Source organism: Rhodanobacter sp. TND4EL1 (genome assembly GCF_054061035.1).
Genome location: NZ_JBSSDT010000003.1, coordinates 232300 through 250071, shown reverse-complemented (window position 1 = coordinate 250071; position 17772 = coordinate 232300). Strand labels below are relative to the sequence as shown.

General features: G+C 65.8%; 18 protein-coding genes and 1 pseudogene. 8 read left to right on the top strand and 11 right to left on the bottom strand.

From position 1 onward, the window contains the following. Window positions 1-265 precede the first annotated feature (265 nt). The 8 genes from ACVWWQ_RS12920 to ACVWWQ_RS12885 all read right to left on the bottom strand — a co-directional run bounded on the left by ACVWWQ_RS12920 (window position 266) and on the right by ACVWWQ_RS12885 (window position 6070). Complete coding sequence (locus tag ACVWWQ_RS12920) at window positions 266-1123, bottom strand: DMT family transporter (protein WP_133948902.1); 858 nt, start codon at window positions 1121-1123, stop codon at window positions 266-268. A 118-nt stretch (window positions 1124-1241) separates the two neighbouring features. Next, window positions 1242-1583, bottom strand: a complete 342-nt coding sequence (locus ACVWWQ_RS12915) for an ArsR/SmtB family transcription factor (protein WP_457383424.1) — start codon at window positions 1581-1583, stop codon at window positions 1242-1244. 97 nt (window positions 1584-1680) lie between these two features. Then, on the bottom strand, window positions 1681-2547 hold the full coding sequence (locus ACVWWQ_RS12910; protein WP_133948904.1) for an MBL fold metallo-hydrolase: 867 nt from the start codon (window positions 2545-2547) through the stop codon (window positions 1681-1683). 20 nt (window positions 2548-2567) lie between these two features. Then, on the bottom strand, window positions 2568-2984 hold the full coding sequence (locus ACVWWQ_RS12905; protein WP_133948906.1) for a DUF6691 family protein: 417 nt from the start codon (window positions 2982-2984) through the stop codon (window positions 2568-2570). 1 nt (window position 2985) lies between these two features. After that, window positions 2986-3408 (bottom strand): YeeE/YedE thiosulfate transporter family protein, encoded by a 423-nt coding sequence (locus ACVWWQ_RS12900; RefSeq protein WP_133948908.1) that lies wholly within the window; start codon window positions 3406-3408, stop codon window positions 2986-2988. Window positions 3409-3634: 226 nt separating this feature from the next. After that, on the bottom strand, window positions 3635-4570 hold the full coding sequence (locus ACVWWQ_RS12895; protein WP_133948910.1) for a substrate-binding domain-containing protein: 936 nt from the start codon (window positions 4568-4570) through the stop codon (window positions 3635-3637). Between the two features lie 26 nt (window positions 4571-4596). After that, window positions 4597-5142, bottom strand: coding sequence for a DsrE family protein (locus tag ACVWWQ_RS12890; protein WP_133948912.1), 546 nt, complete (start codon window positions 5140-5142; stop codon window positions 4597-4599). 127 nt (window positions 5143-5269) lie between these two features. Further along, window positions 5270-6070 carry an AraC family transcriptional regulator gene (locus ACVWWQ_RS12885; protein WP_133949382.1) on the bottom strand — a complete coding sequence of 267 codons (801 nt, stop codon included), beginning with the start codon at window positions 6068-6070 and terminating at the stop codon, window positions 5270-5272. Between the two features lie 218 nt (window positions 6071-6288). On the opposite strand from ACVWWQ_RS12885, the gene ACVWWQ_RS12880 reads away from it, so the two are divergent. The 5 genes from ACVWWQ_RS12880 (at window position 6289) to ACVWWQ_RS12860 (ending at window position 11412) form a co-directional block, all read left to right on the top strand. Then, window positions 6289-6501, top strand: a complete 213-nt coding sequence (locus tag ACVWWQ_RS12880) for a hypothetical protein (protein WP_457383423.1) — start codon at window positions 6289-6291, stop codon at window positions 6499-6501. 72 nt (window positions 6502-6573) lie between these two features. Then, window positions 6574-7050, top strand: coding sequence for a MarR family transcriptional regulator (locus ACVWWQ_RS12875; RefSeq protein WP_099653172.1), 477 nt, complete (start codon window positions 6574-6576; stop codon window positions 7048-7050). 34 nt (window positions 7051-7084) lie between these two features. Continuing rightward, window positions 7085-8551 carry an efflux transporter outer membrane subunit gene (locus tag ACVWWQ_RS12870; RefSeq protein ID WP_133948914.1) on the top strand — a complete coding sequence of 489 codons (1467 nt, stop codon included), beginning with the start codon at window positions 7085-7087 and terminating at the stop codon, window positions 8549-8551. A gap of 9 nt (window positions 8552-8560) precedes the next feature. Continuing rightward, window positions 8561-9784, top strand: coding sequence for an HlyD family efflux transporter periplasmic adaptor subunit (locus ACVWWQ_RS12865; RefSeq protein WP_133948916.1), 1224 nt, complete (start codon window positions 8561-8563; stop codon window positions 9782-9784). Between the two features lie 101 nt (window positions 9785-9885). Beyond that, a complete protein-coding gene (locus tag ACVWWQ_RS12860; RefSeq protein WP_133948918.1) occupies window positions 9886-11412 on the top strand; it encodes a DHA2 family efflux MFS transporter permease subunit in 1527 nt (508 codons plus the stop codon). A gap of 55 nt (window positions 11413-11467) precedes the next feature. Here the strand turns inward: ACVWWQ_RS12860 and ACVWWQ_RS12855 are convergent, their stop codons facing one another. From ACVWWQ_RS12855 to ACVWWQ_RS12845, 3 genes are all read right to left on the bottom strand, one after another. Next, entirely contained in the window at window positions 11468-11995 is a 528-nt protein-coding gene (locus ACVWWQ_RS12855; RefSeq protein ID WP_457383422.1) for an acyloxyacyl hydrolase, read from the bottom strand. 170 nt (window positions 11996-12165) lie between these two features. Next, window positions 12166-13641, bottom strand: coding sequence for a M16 family metallopeptidase (locus tag ACVWWQ_RS12850; protein ID WP_133948920.1), 1476 nt, complete (start codon window positions 13639-13641; stop codon window positions 12166-12168). Continuing rightward, the gene (locus ACVWWQ_RS12845; protein WP_133948922.1) at window positions 13638-15035 is read right to left on the bottom strand and encodes a M16 family metallopeptidase; all 1398 of its coding nucleotides are present in this window, start codon (window positions 15033-15035) and stop codon (window positions 13638-13640) included. Before ACVWWQ_RS12845 ends, ACVWWQ_RS12850 begins: the two co-directional genes overlap by 4 nt. A gap of 146 nt (window positions 15036-15181) precedes the next feature. On the opposite strand from ACVWWQ_RS12845, the gene ACVWWQ_RS12840 reads away from it, so the two are divergent. The 3 genes and pseudogenes from ACVWWQ_RS12840 to ACVWWQ_RS12830 all read left to right on the top strand — a co-directional run bounded on the left by ACVWWQ_RS12840 (window position 15182) and on the right by ACVWWQ_RS12830 (window position 17685). Continuing rightward, on the top strand, window positions 15182-15781 hold the full coding sequence (locus ACVWWQ_RS12840; protein WP_133948925.1) for a DUF2239 family protein: 600 nt from the start codon (window positions 15182-15184) through the stop codon (window positions 15779-15781). 106 nt (window positions 15782-15887) lie between these two features. Further along, window positions 15888-17353 (top strand): annotated as a pseudogene (locus tag ACVWWQ_RS12835) (MATE family efflux transporter). Window positions 17354-17493: 140 nt separating this feature from the next. Beyond that, on the top strand, window positions 17494-17685 hold the full coding sequence (locus ACVWWQ_RS12830; protein WP_099653180.1) for a CsbD family protein: 192 nt from the start codon (window positions 17494-17496) through the stop codon (window positions 17683-17685). The last annotated feature ends 87 nt before the right edge of the window (window positions 17686-17772 follow it).

Here is a 17772-nt window from a genome sequence, read left to right as displayed (position 1 = left end):
GCGCGAGCCGCGAAAATAGACTGATACGCAAGGAGGTGGTGCGTCAACTGGCCGACGGGCTCGCTCTTGCCGTAACGTGAAGCCCGTCGCCTATTCAGGCGAGCAAGGTCCATCCGGGGAGGTGATGGATCGATCGGCATTTACGCCGGCACCTCCAGCGCCCTCTTGACGTAGAAGTCCAAGCGGCAAGGCGTCATTTGCGACTTTTTTCGCATTCGTCAATGTGCACAGATCAGCAGAAACGAGCTGGTCCATAAAAGCCACTTCACCCTTGAGCGAGAACTCCGATAGCAAACGCTGCCAGCGCCACACCGGCCAGATTCAGCCGGCTCAAGCGCTCACGGAACAGCACCAGCCCGACCAGCGCGCCCAACGCCACCACGCCGATGTTCATGCTGGCGAAAACCAGCGCCGGGTGTTCGGGCAAGGCGCGATGGCCGCGCAGATAGAACAGGATGTTGCCGAAGTTGGCCAGGCCGAGCAGTAGTCCGGCTACCGCGCTACGTGCAGTGAAACGGGTGGTGCCGTGCAGCCGTCGCCCCCACTGCATGGCGAACGCGACGATGAGCGCCAGCGCGAACATCGCCTGCAAGGATGTACCCAGCGGTACGCCGGCCTGGGCCACGCGCTTGAACAGGATGTCGATCACGCCGAATCCGGCGAATACCAGCAAGGGATACAACCAGCCGGCCAGGCCTTCTTTCGTCGGTACGTGGCCGCTGCGCCAGACCATGCACAGCAGCGCCAGCAAACCAAGTGCGATGCCGCCGAGCTTGAACGCCGAGAGCTGCTCGCCGAACAACACAAACGCCGCCAGCAGCGAGAGCAGCAGCGACAGCCGCTGCGCCGCATCGCTGCGCACGATGCCAGCGTGGCGCACCGCGGCGGCGAGGGCGAGAAAGATGGTCGGCAACAGGATGCCCAGTGCCCCCAGGGCCACCCACGGCACGCCGGGATCGCGCAGGCTGCTGGTTGAGGGCTGCAACACCAGTGCGGTGAGCACGCTGGTCACCACGTAATTCCAGGCGATCGCCTGGCCCACGTCGACATCCAGGCGCCGCGACAGTTTCAGCAGCACCGAGACCAGCACACTGCACAGCACACTCAACAACACGAAAATCATCCGGCACACCCGTCACGGCCAGCCGGCATTGTGCCGCAGCGCAGCGAAGATTGATCCCCGTATACCCGCCTCAACCGCACGAACTCTTCGACCGCGTCGAACGAGTGAGCAGGTGGCCTCAGCCGCTGACGCAGAACTGCTGGAACAACGTGCTCATCAAGGCCTGCACGCGGGGATCGCTGATGCGGTAGTGGATGCTCTGCGCTTCGCGCCGGCCACTGACCACGCCGTCACGGCGCAGCAACGACAGATGCTGCGACACCGTGGCCTGGGCCAGATCCAGCGTCTGCGCCAGTTCACCCACCGAGCGTTCGCCGCGCACCAGCTCGCACAGCAGCAGCAAGCGGTTGTGGCTGGCCATCGCCTTCAGCACCGCGATCGCCTCGTCGGCATGCTGGTGCATCTGTTCGGGCGACGGCGCGCTGGCCGTCTTGCGAGTTCGCACGGTCCTGGTGGCCATCAGCTGCGCCCGGCTTCCGGTTCGGCGTTGGCGGGCTGGTCGGTCAGTGGGTGGATTGGCATGAAGGTGTTCCTGATGGGTCGAGCGTCACTGCGGCTCAAAGTGCATCCAGCGGGATTTTCAGATAGCGCACGCCGTTGTCCTCGGCCGGCGGCAACTGGCCGGCGCGCATGTTCACCTGCACGGCCGGCAGCAGCAATTGCGGCATCTTGAGCGTGGCGTCGCGCGCGCTGCGCATGGCGACGAAGTCGGCCTCGCCGATGCCGTCGCGGACGTGGATGTTGCCGGCACGTTCCGCGCCCACCGTGGTTTCGTGAGCGAAGGTGTCGCGACCCGGTGCCTTGTAGTCGTGGCACAGGAACACGCGCGTGGCTGCCGGCAACGCGAAGATCCGCTGGATCGAGCGGTACAGCGTGGCCGCGTCGCCACCGGGGAAATCGCAGCGGGCGGTGCCGTAGTCGGGCATGAACAAGGTGTCGCCGACGAAGGCCGCATCGCCGATCACATGGGTCATGCATGCCGGCGTGTGGCCGGGCGTGTGCATCGCCGTGGCCGCGATGCTGCCCAGCATGTACTGCTCGCCATCGACGAACAGGTGCTCGAACTGGCTGCCGTCGATGGCAAAGCCGTTGCCTGCGTTGAACAGCGGGCCGAAGGTTTCCTGCACCTCGCGGATGTGCTCGCCGATGGCCAGCGTGCCACCCAGCTGCGCCTTGACGTACGGTGCCGCCGACAGATGGTCGGCATGCGCATGGGTGTCGATCACCCACTCCACGGTCAGCGCCTGTGCGCGCACGAAATCGATCAGCGCATCGGCCGAGGCATGGCGGGTGCGCCCGGAAGCCGCCTCGTAATCGAGCACCGCATCCATCACGGCCGCCTTGAGCGTGGCCGGATCCCACACCACGTAGCTGAAGGTGTTGCTGGATTCGTGGAAGAACGCCTTTACTTCGGGATGTTGCATGACCTGCTCCTGCAGCGGACTCAGTGCCGGGCGACAGCCACTCGCGAGGCCAGCCACCACCCGGCAATCATGCACGCCACCAGCACCAGCAACGAGGGATTGGTGGCGCCAAGCGACGCCAGCGCCGGACCGGGACAATACCCCGCGATGCCCCAGCCGATGCCGAACACGGCGGCACCACCGACCAGCCGGACATCGACGCGACGCGAGGCGGGAAGCTGGAAAGCCTCAGCCAGCAAGGGACGCGAACGCCGCAGCACCACGCGATAGCCGATGGCCGTGGTGATCACCGCACCGGCCATCACGAAGGCCAGGCGCGGATCCCACTGTCCGAAGATGTCGAGGAAGCCAAGCACCACCGCCGGCTGGGTCATGCCGCCAAGGCTGAGGCCAAGACCAAACAGCAGCCCGGACAGCAGTGCGAGCAGGATCTTCATCTCACAGCCCTCCCGTCAGATGACGCACCACGTACACCGTGGCGATACCGAACAGCATGAACACCGCCGTCGCCAGCAGCGAGCGCGGTGACAACCGCGCGATGCCGCAGACACCGTGACCACTGGTACAACCGCTGCCGATCCCCGTGCCGAATCCGACCAGCAGTCCGGCCAGCGCCATCCACGGCAAACCCACCTGCGGCATGCCGATGCCGCTGTCGCCTCGCAGCAGCCACAGCAGCATCGGGGCCAGCAGCAGGCCAAGGACGAAGGCGATCCGCCAGTCACGATCGGCCACGCCGCGCCGGAGCAGGCTGCCGGCGATACCGCTGATGCCGGCAATGCGGCCCAGCGCGGCCATCAGCAATATGGCTGCCGCACCGATCAGCACGCCGCCGAGGAGGGAGAGCACGTAAGGGTGCATGTCCGGTTACTTCATATATGCGAATGTGGGAATGTACGGGACAGCAAAGCGGGCTGCAAGTGCCACCGACGGTTGGCGCGAAGCGGGCAGGCGCTGGCCCGGCACCATCCCGTGCGCCTGCGGCACGTTGTCGGCGCAGGCGCCGCCGTCGCGGCACGGCACCGGGCCGTTCTTGAATCTCCACAGGAGTTCATTGAAACGGCCCGGGCCGGCTTGGTCGAAACGGTCAGTGGGCTGAAAGAAAGCCGTATTTGCGATAGATCGCGGCAGCCGTCGGGCTTTGCATGAACGCCATGAAGTCCTTCGCCGCCTGCTCGTGCGGCGCGTTCTTCATGCGCGCGGCGGTATAGGTTGCCACGGCATTCTGCGCGTCCGGGATCGCCACGGTCTCGACCGGGTGATGCAGGATCTGCTGCTGGAAATACGCCTCGGTTGACCACACCGGCGCCGCATCGGACTCGCCCTGCAGCACGCGCAGCGGTGACTGGCGGTGATGGACGCGGGTGAGGAAGGTGCTGCCATCGGCGACCTTGGTCTGCATGATGGTGTGGTCCAGCGCTTCACCGCCGACCTTGCGATAGCTGGCCTCGATCTGTTTGGCGATGCCTTCCCACGCCGGGTTCGGCATGCTCACCCGCACATCGCTGCGCGCCAGATCGGCCAGCCCGGTGATGTGCCTGGGGTTGCCCTTGGCCACCAGAATTGCCAGCGGATTGCGGGCGTAGTCGTAGGTATCGGCAAACCAGCCGTGCTGCTTCTGCTTTTCGGCGACGGAGCCCTTGCCGGCCGTAAAGACGTCCGGCTTGAGCGTGATGCGCAGGTTGCCCATCACCAGCGAGCCGCTCTCGATCTGCTTGGCCAGGATCCCCGGCGGCAGGGTTTCGACGAACACCCGCTGATAGGCCGGATGCGCCTGCTTGAACGCGTCCACCAGGTCGTGCACCACCATGAACTGATTGCCGGCGAAGAACACCACCAGTTGCGGGTCGACGACGTCTCCATGCAGGTCTGCGATGGCGTCGAACGGCGGCACGCTGAATTGCATGCCGGCCGGCGGCGGATTCCATGGCGGCAGATAGTCGGGTTGGGTGGCCGCGCTGGCGGCGAAGCTGGCGGCTGTGCAGGCAGCGGCGAGCAGCAGCCGCGATAGGGCATGGCGCATGGTGGTTCTCCTTGGTTTGTTGCGACTTATTGCGGGCTCAGGGCGTAGCCTTGCTGCTGCAGATCGATGACCGTGGTCAACCCGGACAACGCGACGGTGACCTGCTTGTCGACCCAGTCGTACTGGAAGTCGTGCTCGGCCACGGCCTGCGCACATACCGCCACGTCCACACCGGCCTTGCGCAGCTGGGCGATCAACGGCAGGTTGGGATTGGCCACGCCGTACTTCGCCCGGTACTGCGCGTCGTTCAACACGATCGGCGTGGCCGGGCCGGCGGCGATCGCCACGAACTTCAAGTGCGACAGCGGCACCCCGGCGTTGACGTACAGGTTTACCGCGCGTGCCACGTGATCGAGCGAAGGACTCACGTCGGTGGGCTTGGCGCCCGGCTTGCCGAGGCTGAACACGACTTTGTACGTGGCCTGGCGATCAGGCTGGTAGGCCGCCTGCGGCATCGCGTGGATCTTGCCGGCACCGTGGATGGTCGGGGTTTGCCAGAAGTCGTTACCGGCAATGGCGGCGGTGGAAAACAGGCCCAATGCAAGCAACACGGGCACAAGCGAACGGATCATGGTGGCCTCGCTGAGTTTCTGGCAACGCGAAATGGCGCCTCCGCCATGCTATGCCCGCATCATTCGCTCGACCAAGGGCGGATTCGTGATCAGGCCGATAAGAAGAATTGATCGTTGCGCGTTGCCTTCACGTGGCCGGGGCATGGCGCTGCGCGAAGTAGCGCGCCGGCGGTTGGCCGAACTGGCGCCGGAACATCGCCACGAACGCGCTGACACTGACGTAACCCAGCGAATCGGCAACGTCGGCCACGGGATCGCCAACAGCCAGCTGTTCCAGCGCGCGGCTCAGCCGAGCCTGCTGGCGCCACTGCGCGAAGCTGCAACCGGTTTCGCTGCGAAACAGTCTGCTCAGGCTGCGCGACGAAAGCCCCGCCCAATTCGCCCACGCCTCCAGGCTGCGGTTGTCGTGCGGCTCCGCCAGCAGGCCGAGTGCAATGCGCAACAGACGCCGATCGGCCGGCATCGGCAGGTGCAGCGGATAGTCGGCGATGCGCGCGCGCCGCATTTCATCCATCAGCACGTCCATGATGCGCTGCTGTTCATCGTCCAGCCGATCACTGTCCGCCCAGGCCGAGGCGCGATGTACCAAGGCACGCATCAGCTCATTGGCGCCGAGCACCGCTGGCTCCTCGGGCATGCCGATGGCAGCCTGCGGTGCCACGAACATGCCCCAGCCACGGGTGCTCTGGATCACGCTGGCGGTGTGTTCCTCGCCCGGCGGCATCCAGCCGACCCGATGCGGAGTCAACGTCCACCAACCCAGCCGCGTGCGAACGCAGACGAGGCCGCTTTCCACATACATGAACTGGCCGCGCACATGCCGATGCCACTGGCTTTCCCCTTCCGGCGGCAGATCGTCCACCACGAAGGCGATCAGGCCGGGACCGTCGGCGCGCTCGATGCGCTGGAAGTGTTCCGCATGCCCCATTGGCGAGTTCTCGACATTATTTGACTGATTCACGTTATCAGGCCATGCCTCCCAAAAACTACACTCTGCGGGCGGATCAGTTCAGCACGTACCACTGAACCCCTGTCGAATTTCTTGCAGCAGGAACGTCTTCCATCTGATCCCGGAGGAAATCGATGTCCATGCGCCCTTGCCTACCGCTCCGCCCGCACGTCCAACCCAGTGACAACGAGGCTTGCGTGACTTTCATCGCCGCGGCACAGCTGATGCTTGATCCTGACACCCCCGAAAGCACGCGTCGCTCGATTGAACCGAAATTGCTCGCCCAGCTGCCGACATTGAGGGCGCTGGGCGTATTTGAGCTGTTTGAATTGCGGAATCCCGCCTTGCGTACATGGCTGGCCGACGAATTGTCGGAAATGCGCACATTGAGCAAGGGAGCCGCACGGTAAATTTGCCGAGGCAAGGACCAACGCAGATATATTTGCCTTGACAATTATATTCTCGGCAATAGAATGCCCGGCATGAATTCCGCGTTGCTGTCCGATTCCGCCCGCATTGACCCTGCCCAAGCCCCGAGCCTGGGCATGCTGCTGCACATGGTTCGTTCCGAGATCGTGCGTGCGATCGAGGCTGAACTGGCTGGTCAGGACGTGGATCTGAGCTTCACCCAGTTCCTGATCCTGAAGAAGGCACACGAACTCGGCACGGCCTCGGCCACCGAGCTGGCCCGCGCCGTGGAGCTCGACGGTGGCGCCATGACCCGCCAGCTCGATCAACTGGAACGCAAGGGCTTCCTGCGCCGCACGCCACATGAGCAGGATCGGCGCGCCCTGCGCATCGAATTGACCAGTGCCGGCAATGCGGTGTGGCAGAACACGGCCTCGCTGTGCAGCCAGCGTGTGATGAACGCGGCGCAACGCTCGATGACGCCAACCGAACAGGCCCAGCTGCACGATTACCTGGCGCGCGTGTTGAGCGCGCTTCGCGACAAAAACTGATACCCCACTACTTTTATTCCCCGGACTTCAACCCATGCGTCTGCACCTACTTGCGGCTGCGACCGCACTGACTCTGGCTTTGGCCGGCTGCGCCAGCAGTGGCGGCCTGCAGCCGGACGGCACGCCGATCAATGCCTCTTCGCTGAAAGCTGAGCGCAGCCTCGCGCGCATCAACCTGTCCGCCGCCGCGTGGCCGGTGCAGGATTGGTGGCACGCGCTGGGCGACAGCCAGCTCGATGCGTTGATCGCCGAGGCGCTGCACGACAATCCCGGCCTGGGCGTCGCCGACGCCCGCGCGCGCGCCGCCCAAGCGCAGGCCGGTAGCGCCGACGCGGCCCGCGCACCCAGCATCAACGCCGGTGGCAGCGTGTCCGGCGCGCGCATTCCGACCACGGTGCTGCCGGCGGACGCCGGTGGCGGCCATTTCGCGCTGGCCAAGTACGCCGATGTCAGCTTCAAATGGGGCATCGATTTGTGGGGCGGCAAGCGGGCCGCATGGGAATCCGCGCTGGGCGCGTCGCGCGCCGCCGAGATCGACGCGCGTGCCGCGCGGATCGAGTTGTCGGGCAACGTGGCGCGCGCCTATGCCCAACTCGGCTACGCGTTCACCCAGCAGGATCTGGCCAAAAGCGAAGTCGAACGCGCCAACCAGGCCCGCAAGCTGACCCGCCAGCGCGTGGCCGCCGGCATCGACAACCAGATTTCGCTGAAGCAGTCCGATGGCGAGGTGGCGAATGCCGAGCAGGAAGCCGCGCGTGCCGATCGCGCCGTGGACGCGGCGCGTTCTTCGCTGTCGGTATTGCTCGGCAAGGGCCCGGATCGCGGCCTGCAGATCACCCGTCCGCAACTGCTGACTCCGGCCCAGCTGGCCGTGCCGGACAATCTGCCTCTCGACCTGCTGGGTCATCGCGCGGATCTGGTCGCCGCGCGCTGGCGCGTCGAGGCCGCCGCCAGGGACATCAAGGCGGCGAAGACCGAATTCCTGCCCAACATCAGCCTTGGCGCGATGGCCGGCGTGATCGCACTGGGCGGCGGCAACCCGCTGACGTTGCCTTCGCGTTTCTATCAGGTCGGCCCGTCGATCAGCCTGCCGATCTTCGATGGTGGCCGCCTGCGCGCCAACCTGTCGGACAAGGACGCGCAATACGATCTGGCCGTGGCGCAGTACAACCAGACCCTGGTCGGTGCGCTGAACGAAGTCGCCGATGACCTTTCCGCGGCGCACGCCGTGCAGCAGCAGCTGGACGCCCAGCGTCGCGCGCAAACGGCGGCCCGTCAGGCCTGGCAATTGGCCGAGCAACGCTACCAGGCTGGCATCGGCAGCTACCTCGAGGCATTGGTGGTGCGCCAGCAACTGCTGGTCGCCAATCGCGGCGTCGCCGCGCTCGAGGCGCAGCAGGTCGACCTGTCCGTACAACTGATCGAGGCACTCGGCGGTGGCTTCCAGCCGCAGGCCGACGCGCCCGCCGTCTCCTCTTCCACCTCCCCTTCACGTTCCTGAGGCAGCCCCATGTCCAGCCCGACTTCCACCCCGGCCGACAGCACGATCACCAGCCCGGCCGCCACGCCCGCCACCCCGAACACGCCGCCATCGAAGAAGAGGTCGCGCGGCTTCATGCTGCGCCTGCTCGGCGTGGTGGTGGTGCTCGGCATCATTGCGTGGGCCTTGTGGTATTTCCTCGACGGCCGCTGGTATGAGGGCACCGACGACGCCTACGTCAACGGCAACGTGGTGCAGATCACCCCGCAGGTGCCGGGCACCGTGGTCAGCATCGGCGCCGATGACGGCGACCTGGTGCACGCCGGCGACGTGGTGGTGAAACTCGACCCCAGCGACGCGGACGTGGCGCTGGCCGAAGCGAAGGCGAACCTCGCCAACAGCGTGCGCAAGGTGCGCGGCCTGTACTCCAGCGTGAACGGTGCGCAGGCCGACGTGGCTGCCCGCAAGACCGCGGTCGACAAGGCCCGTGCCGATTACCAGCGCCGCGTGGCGCTGGCCAGGTCCGGCGCGATCTCGGCCGAGGAACTGGCCCATGCCAGCGACGCGATGACCACCGCCGAGAGCGCGTTGATCACCGCGCAGCAGCAGTACCAGACCAGCAAGGTGCTGGTCGACGACACCGTGGTCGCCTCGCACCCCGACGTGCAGGTGGCCGCCGCCAAGCTGCGCGCAGCCTATCTCGACGACGCCCGCGCCAGCCTCGTCGCACCAGTGGACGGCTATGTGGCCAAACGCTCGGTGCAGGTCGGCCAGCGGGTGATGCCGGGCGCGGCACTGATGGCGGTGGTGCCGCTGCATGGCGTATGGGTGGACGCGAACTTCAAGGAAACCCAGCTGACCAAGATGCGCATCGGCCAGCCGGTGGAGATCGAGTCGGATGTCTACGGCAGCGCGGTGAAGTACAAGGGCAAGGTGCAGAGCCTGGGCGTCGGCACGGGCAGCGCGTTCTCGCTGCTGCCCGCGCAGAATGCCACCGGCAACTGGATCAAGATCGTGCAGCGCATTCCGGTGCGGGTGGTGTTCGATGATCCGGCCACGCTGGACAAGCACCCGCTGCGGCTGGGCATGTCGGTGACGGTGGACGTGAGCCTGCACGACCAGAAGGGGCTGACCCTGGCGCAGAAGTCGCCGACCCAGCCGGCCTTCAGCACCGACGTCTACAAGCAGCAGCTGGTTGCCGCCGATGCCGCGATCAAGCAGATCATCCACGCCAACATGGCTGGCGAAAAATAGTCCCCGTGTAGGAGCGCACCCCGTGCGCGAACCCCGTTCGTCACATCGCAAGAATCATCGCGCACAGGGTGCGCTCCTACATTGAAAGCCGATCCAAGCCGATGACTACCCAATTCCGCCCACCCAATCTGGCACTGAGCACGATCGGCCTGTCGCTGGCCACGTTCATGCAGGTGCTGGACACCACGATCGCCAACGTGTCGTTGCCGACGATTGCCGGCAACCTCGGCGTCAGCAACAACCAGAGCACGTGGGTGATCACCTCGTTCGCGGTCAGCATGGCGATCTCGCTGCCGTTGACCGGCTTCCTGACCCGCCGCTTCGGTGAGGTACGGCTGTTCACCGCCTGCACGCTGCTGTTCGCGCTGACCTCGTTCCTGTGCGGCATCTCGCAGAGCATGGAGATGCTGATCCTGTTCCGCGCGCTGCAGGGTGCGGTGGCCGGCCCGATGTATCCGATCACGCAGAGCCTGCTGATTGGCATCTACCCACCAGCCAAACGCGGCATGGCGCTGGCGCTGCTGGCGATGGTGACGGTGGTGGCGCCGATCGCCGGACCGATTCTCGGCGGCTGGATCACCGACAACTATTCGTGGCCATGGATCTTCTTCATCAACGTGCCGATCGGCATTTTCGCCAGCATGGTGGTGGCCAACCAGTTGCGCGGCAAGGTGGAGAAAACCGAGCGGCCGAAGATCGATTACGTCGGCCTGATCACGCTGATCATCGGCGTGGGCGCGCTGCAGATCGTGCTGGACAAGGGCAATGACGAGGACTGGTTCAACTCGCCCTTCATCATCATCACCGCCATCATCTCGGCGATCGGCATCGCGGTGTTCCTGATCTGGGAGTTGACTGACAAGGACCCGATCGTCGACCTGCGACTGTTCCGCCATCGCAACTTCACGGCCGGGACGATTGCGCTGGTGCTGGCGTATGCGGCGTTCTTCGCGATCGGCCTGCTAGTACCGCTGTGGCTGCAACGGAACCTGGGCTACACCTCGACCTGGGCCGGCTTTGCGACCGCTCCGATCGGCGTGCTGCCGGTGCTGCTGACCTTCTTCGTGGGCAAGTACGCGACCAAGGTGGACTTGCGCCTGCTCGCGTCGGCGGCGTTCGTGGTGATGGGCGTGACCTGCTTCATGCGCTCGGACTTCTTCATCGGCATCGACTTCTACAGCGTGGCGATGGTGCAGCTGATCCAGGGCCTGGGCGTGGCGCTGTTCTTCATGCCGATCCTGACCATCCTGCTGTCCGACCTGCAGCAGAACGAGATCGCCGCCGGCTCGGGCCTGGCCACCTTCCTGCGGACCCTGGGCGGCAGCTTCTCCGCCTCGCTGACCACCTTGCTGTGGGAACGCCGCGCGGTCAGTCATCACGAGCAACTGGCTGAACACATCACGGCGTACGACCCGACCACCCAGGCCGCCATGGCCCAGATCGGCCACGGCGATACGCAAACCGCCAGCAGCGTGATCAACAACATGATCACCCAGCAGGGTTACCAGATCTCGTTCAACGAGGTGTTTCACGCGCTGGGCTGGGTTTTCATCGGCCTGGTCTTCGTGATCTGGCTGGCCAGGCCGCCGTTCAGCGCCAAGGCCGGCCCGGCCGCCGGCGGCCACTGATCGCGAAAAGCGCCGCCAGAAGACGGCCCCCACGGGGCCGTTTTTTCAGGCGCCGTCAGGGGTCGAAAGCCAGGCCGACCGCAAGCATCGTCTCGCCGCGGTTCGGATCGCGCAGGCTGCCATTGGAGATGTGCCGTATCGCCACGCTGAAATGCCTGGCTTGCCAGCCCAGCGTACTGACGAACTGGTAGTGGCTGGATAGCGCCTGCGTGGTGTGATTGGCGGCGGCCACCTGAAAGCTCATGAACAGCGGGTGGTACCAGTCACCCGCCTGACCACGATGCACGCGGGCGCCCACAGCCAGCAAGGTCACCGGCGCGCGAGTGGAATAACGGCTGCCGTCGTAACGAGGCAGGTCACGGCCATTGATCCAGCCCAGCGACACGTCCGGCGACCACGTGTAGCGGGTCCGGCCCAGCGGCCGCGGCGCAAACACGGCTTCGATGAAGGCGGCATTGCTGCCGTAGCTGTCCATGTAGCTGCGCGCGGCCTGGACTTCGAGCCGGGTGGCGGCGTTGGCGGGCAAGGCGGCGGCGCACAGGCCCAGGATCACGATGCAGGGGAATGGAAAACGAGTAGCCATGGAGCTCCCGTAACTCACGTTGTCGCGCCAATGGGAATATCGCGCAGCGTAGCAACGACGGCGCGCCTCGGCACCCCTCTTTCGGGTGCATTTCGCGAACAAAGTGTTTCGTCCGGCATGAAAAACCCCGGCACGATGGCCGGGGTCGGATGGAGGCGGAAGGGAGACGGCTATTTCGCGACAGGCCCGGGTTGCAGGCTGGCGCTGTCCAGGTCCAGTGCGGTGGAGTTCATCAGCATGGCCTTGGGATGGGCCTTGCGGATGGCGTCGGAAAATTTCGTGGCATCACCCACCACCACCACGGTACCCGCGTCGCCGGTAAGGTATTTGTCCGCGTACTTCTCGATCTGCCTGGGCGTGACAGCCTTCACCTGGCCAACGTATTTGCCGATCTCGTCGAGCGGCACGCCGTAGACGGCCAGATCCCCCACCTGGTCGGCGAGACCGGCCGTGGTTTCCAGGCTGCGTCCGTAACCACCGATCAGCGTGGCTTTGCGCGCCGCCAGTTCGTCGGCGGCAACCCGCGTATGGCCCAGCCGCCTGAACTCGCCCAGCATCAGCTCGACCACCTGCGGCGCGGAGGGGTTCTTGGTTTGCGCCGACGCCAGCCACATGCCGGCATCGCGCATCGGCGTCAGTCGACTGTTGGCGCCGTACGACAGGCCGCGCTTGATGCGGATCTCCTCGTTGAGGCGCGCCGAGTACGAGCCGCCAAGGACGGCATTGGCCACCGTGCCCACGTAATAACCACGGTCGGCGCGCGAGGGGGCCGGATGGGCGGCCACCACGCCGGCCTGACCGGCACCGTGCTGGTCGATCAGCAAGACCGGCGGCAGCTGGCTGGCATGTCGGCCAGCGGGCCTGGCCGGCAGCGCCGTCGCCGGCTTTTTCCAGTCGCCGAAGCTGGCCTGTGCCAGCTGCTGGGCCTGCGCCGGCGTGATGTCCCCGGCCAGAACCAGGATCGCGTTGTCCGGACGAAACAAGGCCGCGTGCAATCGCTGCACGTCCGCCCGCGTGATGCGGGCAAGGGAGTTCGGGGTGCCGCTGCGCGAGTGTCCGTAGGCACCGTCGCCGAACACGCCGCGACTGGCGGCAAACGAGGCCAGCGCGGTGGGTCGGCTCAGCAGCAGATGCAGATCATCCTGGGCCTGCGCCTGCGAGCGCTTCAACTCGGCCTCGCTGAAATCCGGTTGCCGCACCACCTCGGCCAGCAGGCTCAGCGCCTGGGGCAATTTGGGCGTGGTCACGGTGATGCCCACCGAACTTTCGTCCCAGCCGGCACTGGCGCCGAGCGAACCGCCCAGCGCTTCGGCGGCGGCGGCGATTTGCGGCGCGGTCTTGCCGGCAGCGCCCTTGGTCAAAAGGTTCGCCGTGAGGTCGGCCAGGCCGGCCAGTGGCGATGGGTCCATTTCCCCGCCGCTGCGTATCACCAGCTGGGCGGTGACCAGCGGCAGGCCGGAGCGACGCACGCTGATGACGCGCAGGCCGTTGGCCAGCGTTTGCGAGGACGGCGTGGGCACGGTGACACGTGGCGCCGGGCCCGGTGCCGGCGGTGCGGCCGGAAAGTCGGCGGCGAGCAGGTTGCTGCTGGCGACCAGTGCGGCGGCCAGCACGGTCAGTCGGAGATGCTTCGTCGAACGGCTCATTTCGCAGCTCCCTTGGCGGCGGCCGGGGTGGTGGCGGCAGCCTGCGGCAGGTAATCGATGGTGACGCTGTGCGCGCCGGTGACGTATTTCTGCAGCACGCGATGCACATCCTGTTCGCTGACCTTCTGCAGCGCATCAAGGTCGGTGTTGACGCGTGCCACATCGCCGTCGATCAGGCTGGCCTGGCCGAGCGCGAAGGCCAGCCCCTGGGCGGTCTGGCGCTGCTTCAATTCGGCGGTGAGCAATTGGGTTTTCACCTTGTCCAGTTCGGCGGTGGAAATCGGCTGGGTAGCCAGCCAGATGATTTCCTCGCGCAACAGCTTGGCGGCCTCGGCCGGCTGGTGTCCGCTGGCCAGGATGGCGTAGGCGGTGAACAGGCCCGGGCCCACGCGACCGTCGGCATCGACGCCCGCTTCCTGGGCCACCTGGTGGCGGTACACCAGCGATTGATAGAGGCGCGAGGAATCGCCTTGGGACAGCAGCGCGGCGGCGACCTTCAGCGGAATGCCGTCGGCGCTGTCGGAGGCCGGCGGAATCAGCCAGGTGACGGCCACGGCGGGCAGTGGCGCGGTTTCACTGGTGACCGTGTAGCGCAGGTCCTTGTGGCGCGCCGGCTCTTTCGTGGTGACCTGGGGAATCGGCGTGGCCGGTTTCGGGATCCAGCCGAAGTACTGGTCGACCCAGGCGTCGAGCTGTTTCGGGTCGAAGTCGCCGGCAACGATCAGGGTGGCGTTGTCCGGACGGTAGAAGGTGTTGTGGAAGTCGATCACGTTCTGCAACGAGGCCGCTTCCAGGTCCTCGATGCTGCCGATGGTCGGGCGCTGGTACGGATGCACCGTGTACGACTTCGGATCGATCGCGTTGAACAATTTGCCGTACGGATTGGCCAGCACGCTCTGGCGGTATTCCTCCTCGACCACGGCCCGCTCGGACTTGAAGTTCTTTTCGTCCACGTTGAGGTTGGACAGTCGCTCGGCCTCGGCCCACAGCAGGGTCTGCAGATGGTTGCTGGGCACGATCTCGAAATAGTTGGTGACATCGTCACCGGTGGAGGCGTTGTTGGCGCCGCCCACATCCTCGGTCAGCCGGTCGAACTGTTCGGCTTTCATGTGCTTCGTGCTCTTGAACATCAGATGTTCGAACAGATGCGCGAAACCGGAGCGTCCCTGCGGGTCGTCCTTGGAGCCGACGTGGTACCACATCTGCACGGCCACGTTCGGGCTGGCGTGGTCCTCCACACTGAGCACCTGCAAGCCGTTCGGCAGGGTGCGCTGGTGGTACTGGATCGGCGGAATGGCAAGCTCCGCGGCCCTGGCGGGCGCGGTTGGCATGGCCATGCCGGCGAGCAGGCTGAGTGAAACCATCAAGGTGGCCGAACGCAGACGCTTGGTCATCCGTAGTCCTTTCGGGTGGAAAGCCTCAACGATAGCAAGCCGGGCGCCGCACGCGGAACGCTCCGATCACCCTGTATTTTATCCGGCAGTATTGACACGCATTTTGATCCGGGTATTATTCGCCCACTATTCACCCGGGTAAAATCATGACTTCGTCCCGCACTACCTCATGTATCGCCTTCGAGGGTCCAAAACGCATTGCCAGCGGCACGCTGGCCGAGGTTGCCCGGGCGGTGAAACAGGTGCTCGACGCCGGTGCGGCCCAACCTGTGCTGATCTTCGACGAGCACTCGAGTCGTCCGGTGGAAATCGACTTCCGCGGCAGCGTCGACGACGTGTTGTCACGCCTCGAACCGGCGCCTGCGGCTGAGCCGCCCAGCCGCGGCCCCGGCCGGCCGAAGCTCGGCGTGGTGCCGCGCGAAGTCACCCTGCTGCCGCGCCACTGGGATTGGTTGGCCGGGCAGCCCGGCGGTGCTTCGGCGGTGTTGCGGCGTCTGGTCGAGCAGTCCATCCGGCATGGCGGCGCGAAGGAGCGCGCCCGGCAGGCGGTCGAGTCGGTCGACCGTTTCATGCGGGTGATGGCCGGCGACGAGCCGGGCTACGAGGAAGCCTCACGCGCGTTCTATCGAGGCGACCGCGAGCGTTTCGAAACCTTGGTGGCCGATTGGCCCGGCGATGTCCGCGCGCATCTGCAGCAACTGACCGCGATCGCCCGGGATGAGCAGGCGGATGCCGCCGCGTCGTAACGCCACGCACATCCGCCGCCGACTAGCTTGTCGACCGATCGGAAGCCGTGCCGGGGATGCCCGTCGATTCCGCCGTTGCTTGCCATCACCCTGACCCGGAATACCCATGTCACCATCCGTCCGCCACACGCCCTTGCTGACCGAAGGGCCGATTGCCCGCAGCCTGCTGCTGTTTTCGCTGCCGATTCTGGGTGCGAACGTGCTGCAGTCGCTGAACGCGTCGGTCAACGCGATCTGGATCGGCCACTACCTCGGCGAGGCCGCGCTGACCGCAGTGTCCAACGCCAACCTGGTGCTGTTCTTCCTGCTCGGTGTGGTGTTCGGCATCAGCATGGCCAACACGATTCTGGTCGGCCAGGCGGTGGGCGCGCGCGACATGCCGCAGGCCAAGCGCGTGGTCGGCACCAGCACCGGTTTCTTCGTGGTGCTGTCGATGACGGTGGCGATCCTCGGTTACGTGTTCACCGGCAACATCCTCGACGCGATGGGCACGCCGGCCGACGCGCAGCCTTACGCGATCGCCTACCTGCGCGTGATCTTCATCGCGCTGCCGCCGATGTATTTCTACAGCTTCCTGATGATGACGTTGCGCGGCGCCGGCGACTCGCGCACGCCGTTCTACTTCATGTTGTTGTCGGTGGGTCTGGACATCGCGCTGAACCCGCTGCTGATTTTCGGCTGGGGTCCGGTACCGGCGCTGGGCATCGGCGGCTCCGCGCTGGCCACGCTGATCGCGCAGACCATCGCGCTGGTCGGACTGGTGACCCATCTGTACCGCCGCAAACATTTCCTGTGCCTGTACCGCGGCGAGCTGCATTATTTGAAACCCGATTTCACCCTGGTGCGCGCACTGGTGATGAAAGGCCTGCCGATGGGCCTGCAGATGGTAGTGATCTCCTCCTCGGCGCTGGTGATGATCAGCATGGTCAACGCCTACGGTTCGCAGACCACGGCCGCCTATGGCGCGGCCTCGCAGTTGTGGACCTCATCCAGATGCCGTCGCTGGCGGTGGGCGCGGCGGTGTCGTCGATGGCGGCGCAGAACGTCGGCGCGCAACGCTGGGATCGCGTCTCGCGCATCGCCGGTGCCGGCGTGGCCTACAACTTTCTGCTTACCGGCGCGCTGGTGGCGGTGGTGTACCTGTTCAATCGCGGCGCGTTGGGCATCTTCCTGCCCGATGACGGCGTGGCGATCGGCATCGCCCAGCACCTCAACGCGATCGTGGTGTGGTCGTTCCTGTTCTTCGGGCTCAGCTTCGTGTTGTTCGGCGTAGTGCGCGCCACCGGCGCGGTGATGGCGCCGCTGATCATCCTGGCGATTGCGCTGTGGTTCGTGCGCGTTCCGTTCGCCTGGCTGCTGCGCGATCACTACGGCGCCGATGCAGTGTGGTGGAGTTTTCCGCTGGGCTCGCTGGTCGCCGTGCTGCTGGCGGCCGCCTACTACCGCTGGGGCAACTGGCGCCATGCCAGCATGCTGAGTGGACCCGCGCAGCAGGCGGCCAGTACCGGGCTGGATGTTCCGGCCACCGCGCTGGACCCGTTCGAAGCCAGCCCGCTCGAACGCGAAGCCTAGCCGGCCCTGCGCAATGCACGCGCGGCTGAACACCAGGATGTCAACGCGCCGCGCACGCAGACATCACGAGGTTCCTACCTGGGCCCCGTTAAAACGGATGTCGTCTGCAATCGCGCAGTCGAGCATCCGGAGAAAGACACGTGGACAAGAATCGTACCGAAGGCACCAAGCATGAAGTGAAGGGCGCCATCAAGGAAACCGTGGGCAAGGTCACCGGCAACGTCGGCAAGCAGGTCGCCGGCAATGTCGAGAAGAACGCCGGCAAGGTGCAGCACGCGGTGGGCAAGGCCGCCGACGAACAGCGCGCGGCTGACAAGAAACGCCACCCGTAACTCGTGACGAAGGGATGCATCGGAAAGGCCGCGCCAGCCATGCGCGGCCTTTCGTGTGGAGGGGCGCGAGCCCGGCACCGGTGTTCC

Excerpts from the sequence above, each read along its gene's own strand:
- ACVWWQ_RS12920 (WP_133948902.1), bottom strand. The coding sequence starts at position 1,123 with ATGATTTTCGTGTTGTTGAGTGTGCTGTGCAGTGTGCTGGTCTCGGTG.
- ACVWWQ_RS12855 (WP_457383422.1), bottom strand. The coding sequence starts at position 11,995 with ATGGCTACTCGTTTTCCATTCCCCTGCATCGTGATCCTGGGCCTGTGC.
- ACVWWQ_RS12870 (WP_133948914.1), top strand. The coding sequence starts at position 7,085 with ATGCGTCTGCACCTACTTGCGGCTGCGACCGCACTGACTCTGGCTTTG.
- ACVWWQ_RS12890 (WP_133948912.1), bottom strand. The coding sequence starts at position 5,142 with ATGATCCGTTCGCTTGTGCCCGTGTTGCTTGCATTGGGCCTGTTTTCC.
- ACVWWQ_RS12900 (WP_133948908.1), bottom strand. The coding sequence starts at position 3,408 with ATGCACCCTTACGTGCTCTCCCTCCTCGGCGGCGTGCTGATCGGTGCG.
- ACVWWQ_RS12905 (WP_133948906.1), bottom strand. The coding sequence starts at position 2,984 with ATGAAGATCCTGCTCGCACTGCTGTCCGGGCTGCTGTTTGGTCTTGGC.
- ACVWWQ_RS12910 (WP_133948904.1), bottom strand. The coding sequence starts at position 2,547 with ATGCAACATCCCGAAGTAAAGGCGTTCTTCCACGAATCCAGCAACACC.
- ACVWWQ_RS12885 (WP_133949382.1), bottom strand. The coding sequence starts at position 6,070 with ATGGGGCATGCGGAACACTTCCAGCGCATCGAGCGCGCCGACGGTCCC.
- ACVWWQ_RS12860 (WP_133948918.1), top strand. The coding sequence starts at position 9,886 with ATGACTACCCAATTCCGCCCACCCAATCTGGCACTGAGCACGATCGGC.
- ACVWWQ_RS12850 (WP_133948920.1), bottom strand. The coding sequence starts at position 13,641 with ATGAGCCGTTCGACGAAGCATCTCCGACTGACCGTGCTGGCCGCCGCA.
- ACVWWQ_RS12840 (WP_133948925.1), top strand. The coding sequence starts at position 15,182 with ATGACTTCGTCCCGCACTACCTCATGTATCGCCTTCGAGGGTCCAAAA.
- ACVWWQ_RS12845 (WP_133948922.1), bottom strand. The coding sequence starts at position 15,035 with ATGACCAAGCGTCTGCGTTCGGCCACCTTGATGGTTTCACTCAGCCTG.
- ACVWWQ_RS12895 (WP_133948910.1), bottom strand. The coding sequence starts at position 4,570 with ATGCGCCATGCCCTATCGCGGCTGCTGCTCGCCGCTGCCTGCACAGCC.
- ACVWWQ_RS12915 (WP_457383424.1), bottom strand. The coding sequence starts at position 1,583 with ATGGCCACCAGGACCGTGCGAACTCGCAAGACGGCCAGCGCGCCGTCG.
- ACVWWQ_RS12865 (WP_133948916.1), top strand. The coding sequence starts at position 8,561 with ATGTCCAGCCCGACTTCCACCCCGGCCGACAGCACGATCACCAGCCCG.
- ACVWWQ_RS12875 (WP_099653172.1), top strand. The coding sequence starts at position 6,574 with ATGAATTCCGCGTTGCTGTCCGATTCCGCCCGCATTGACCCTGCCCAA.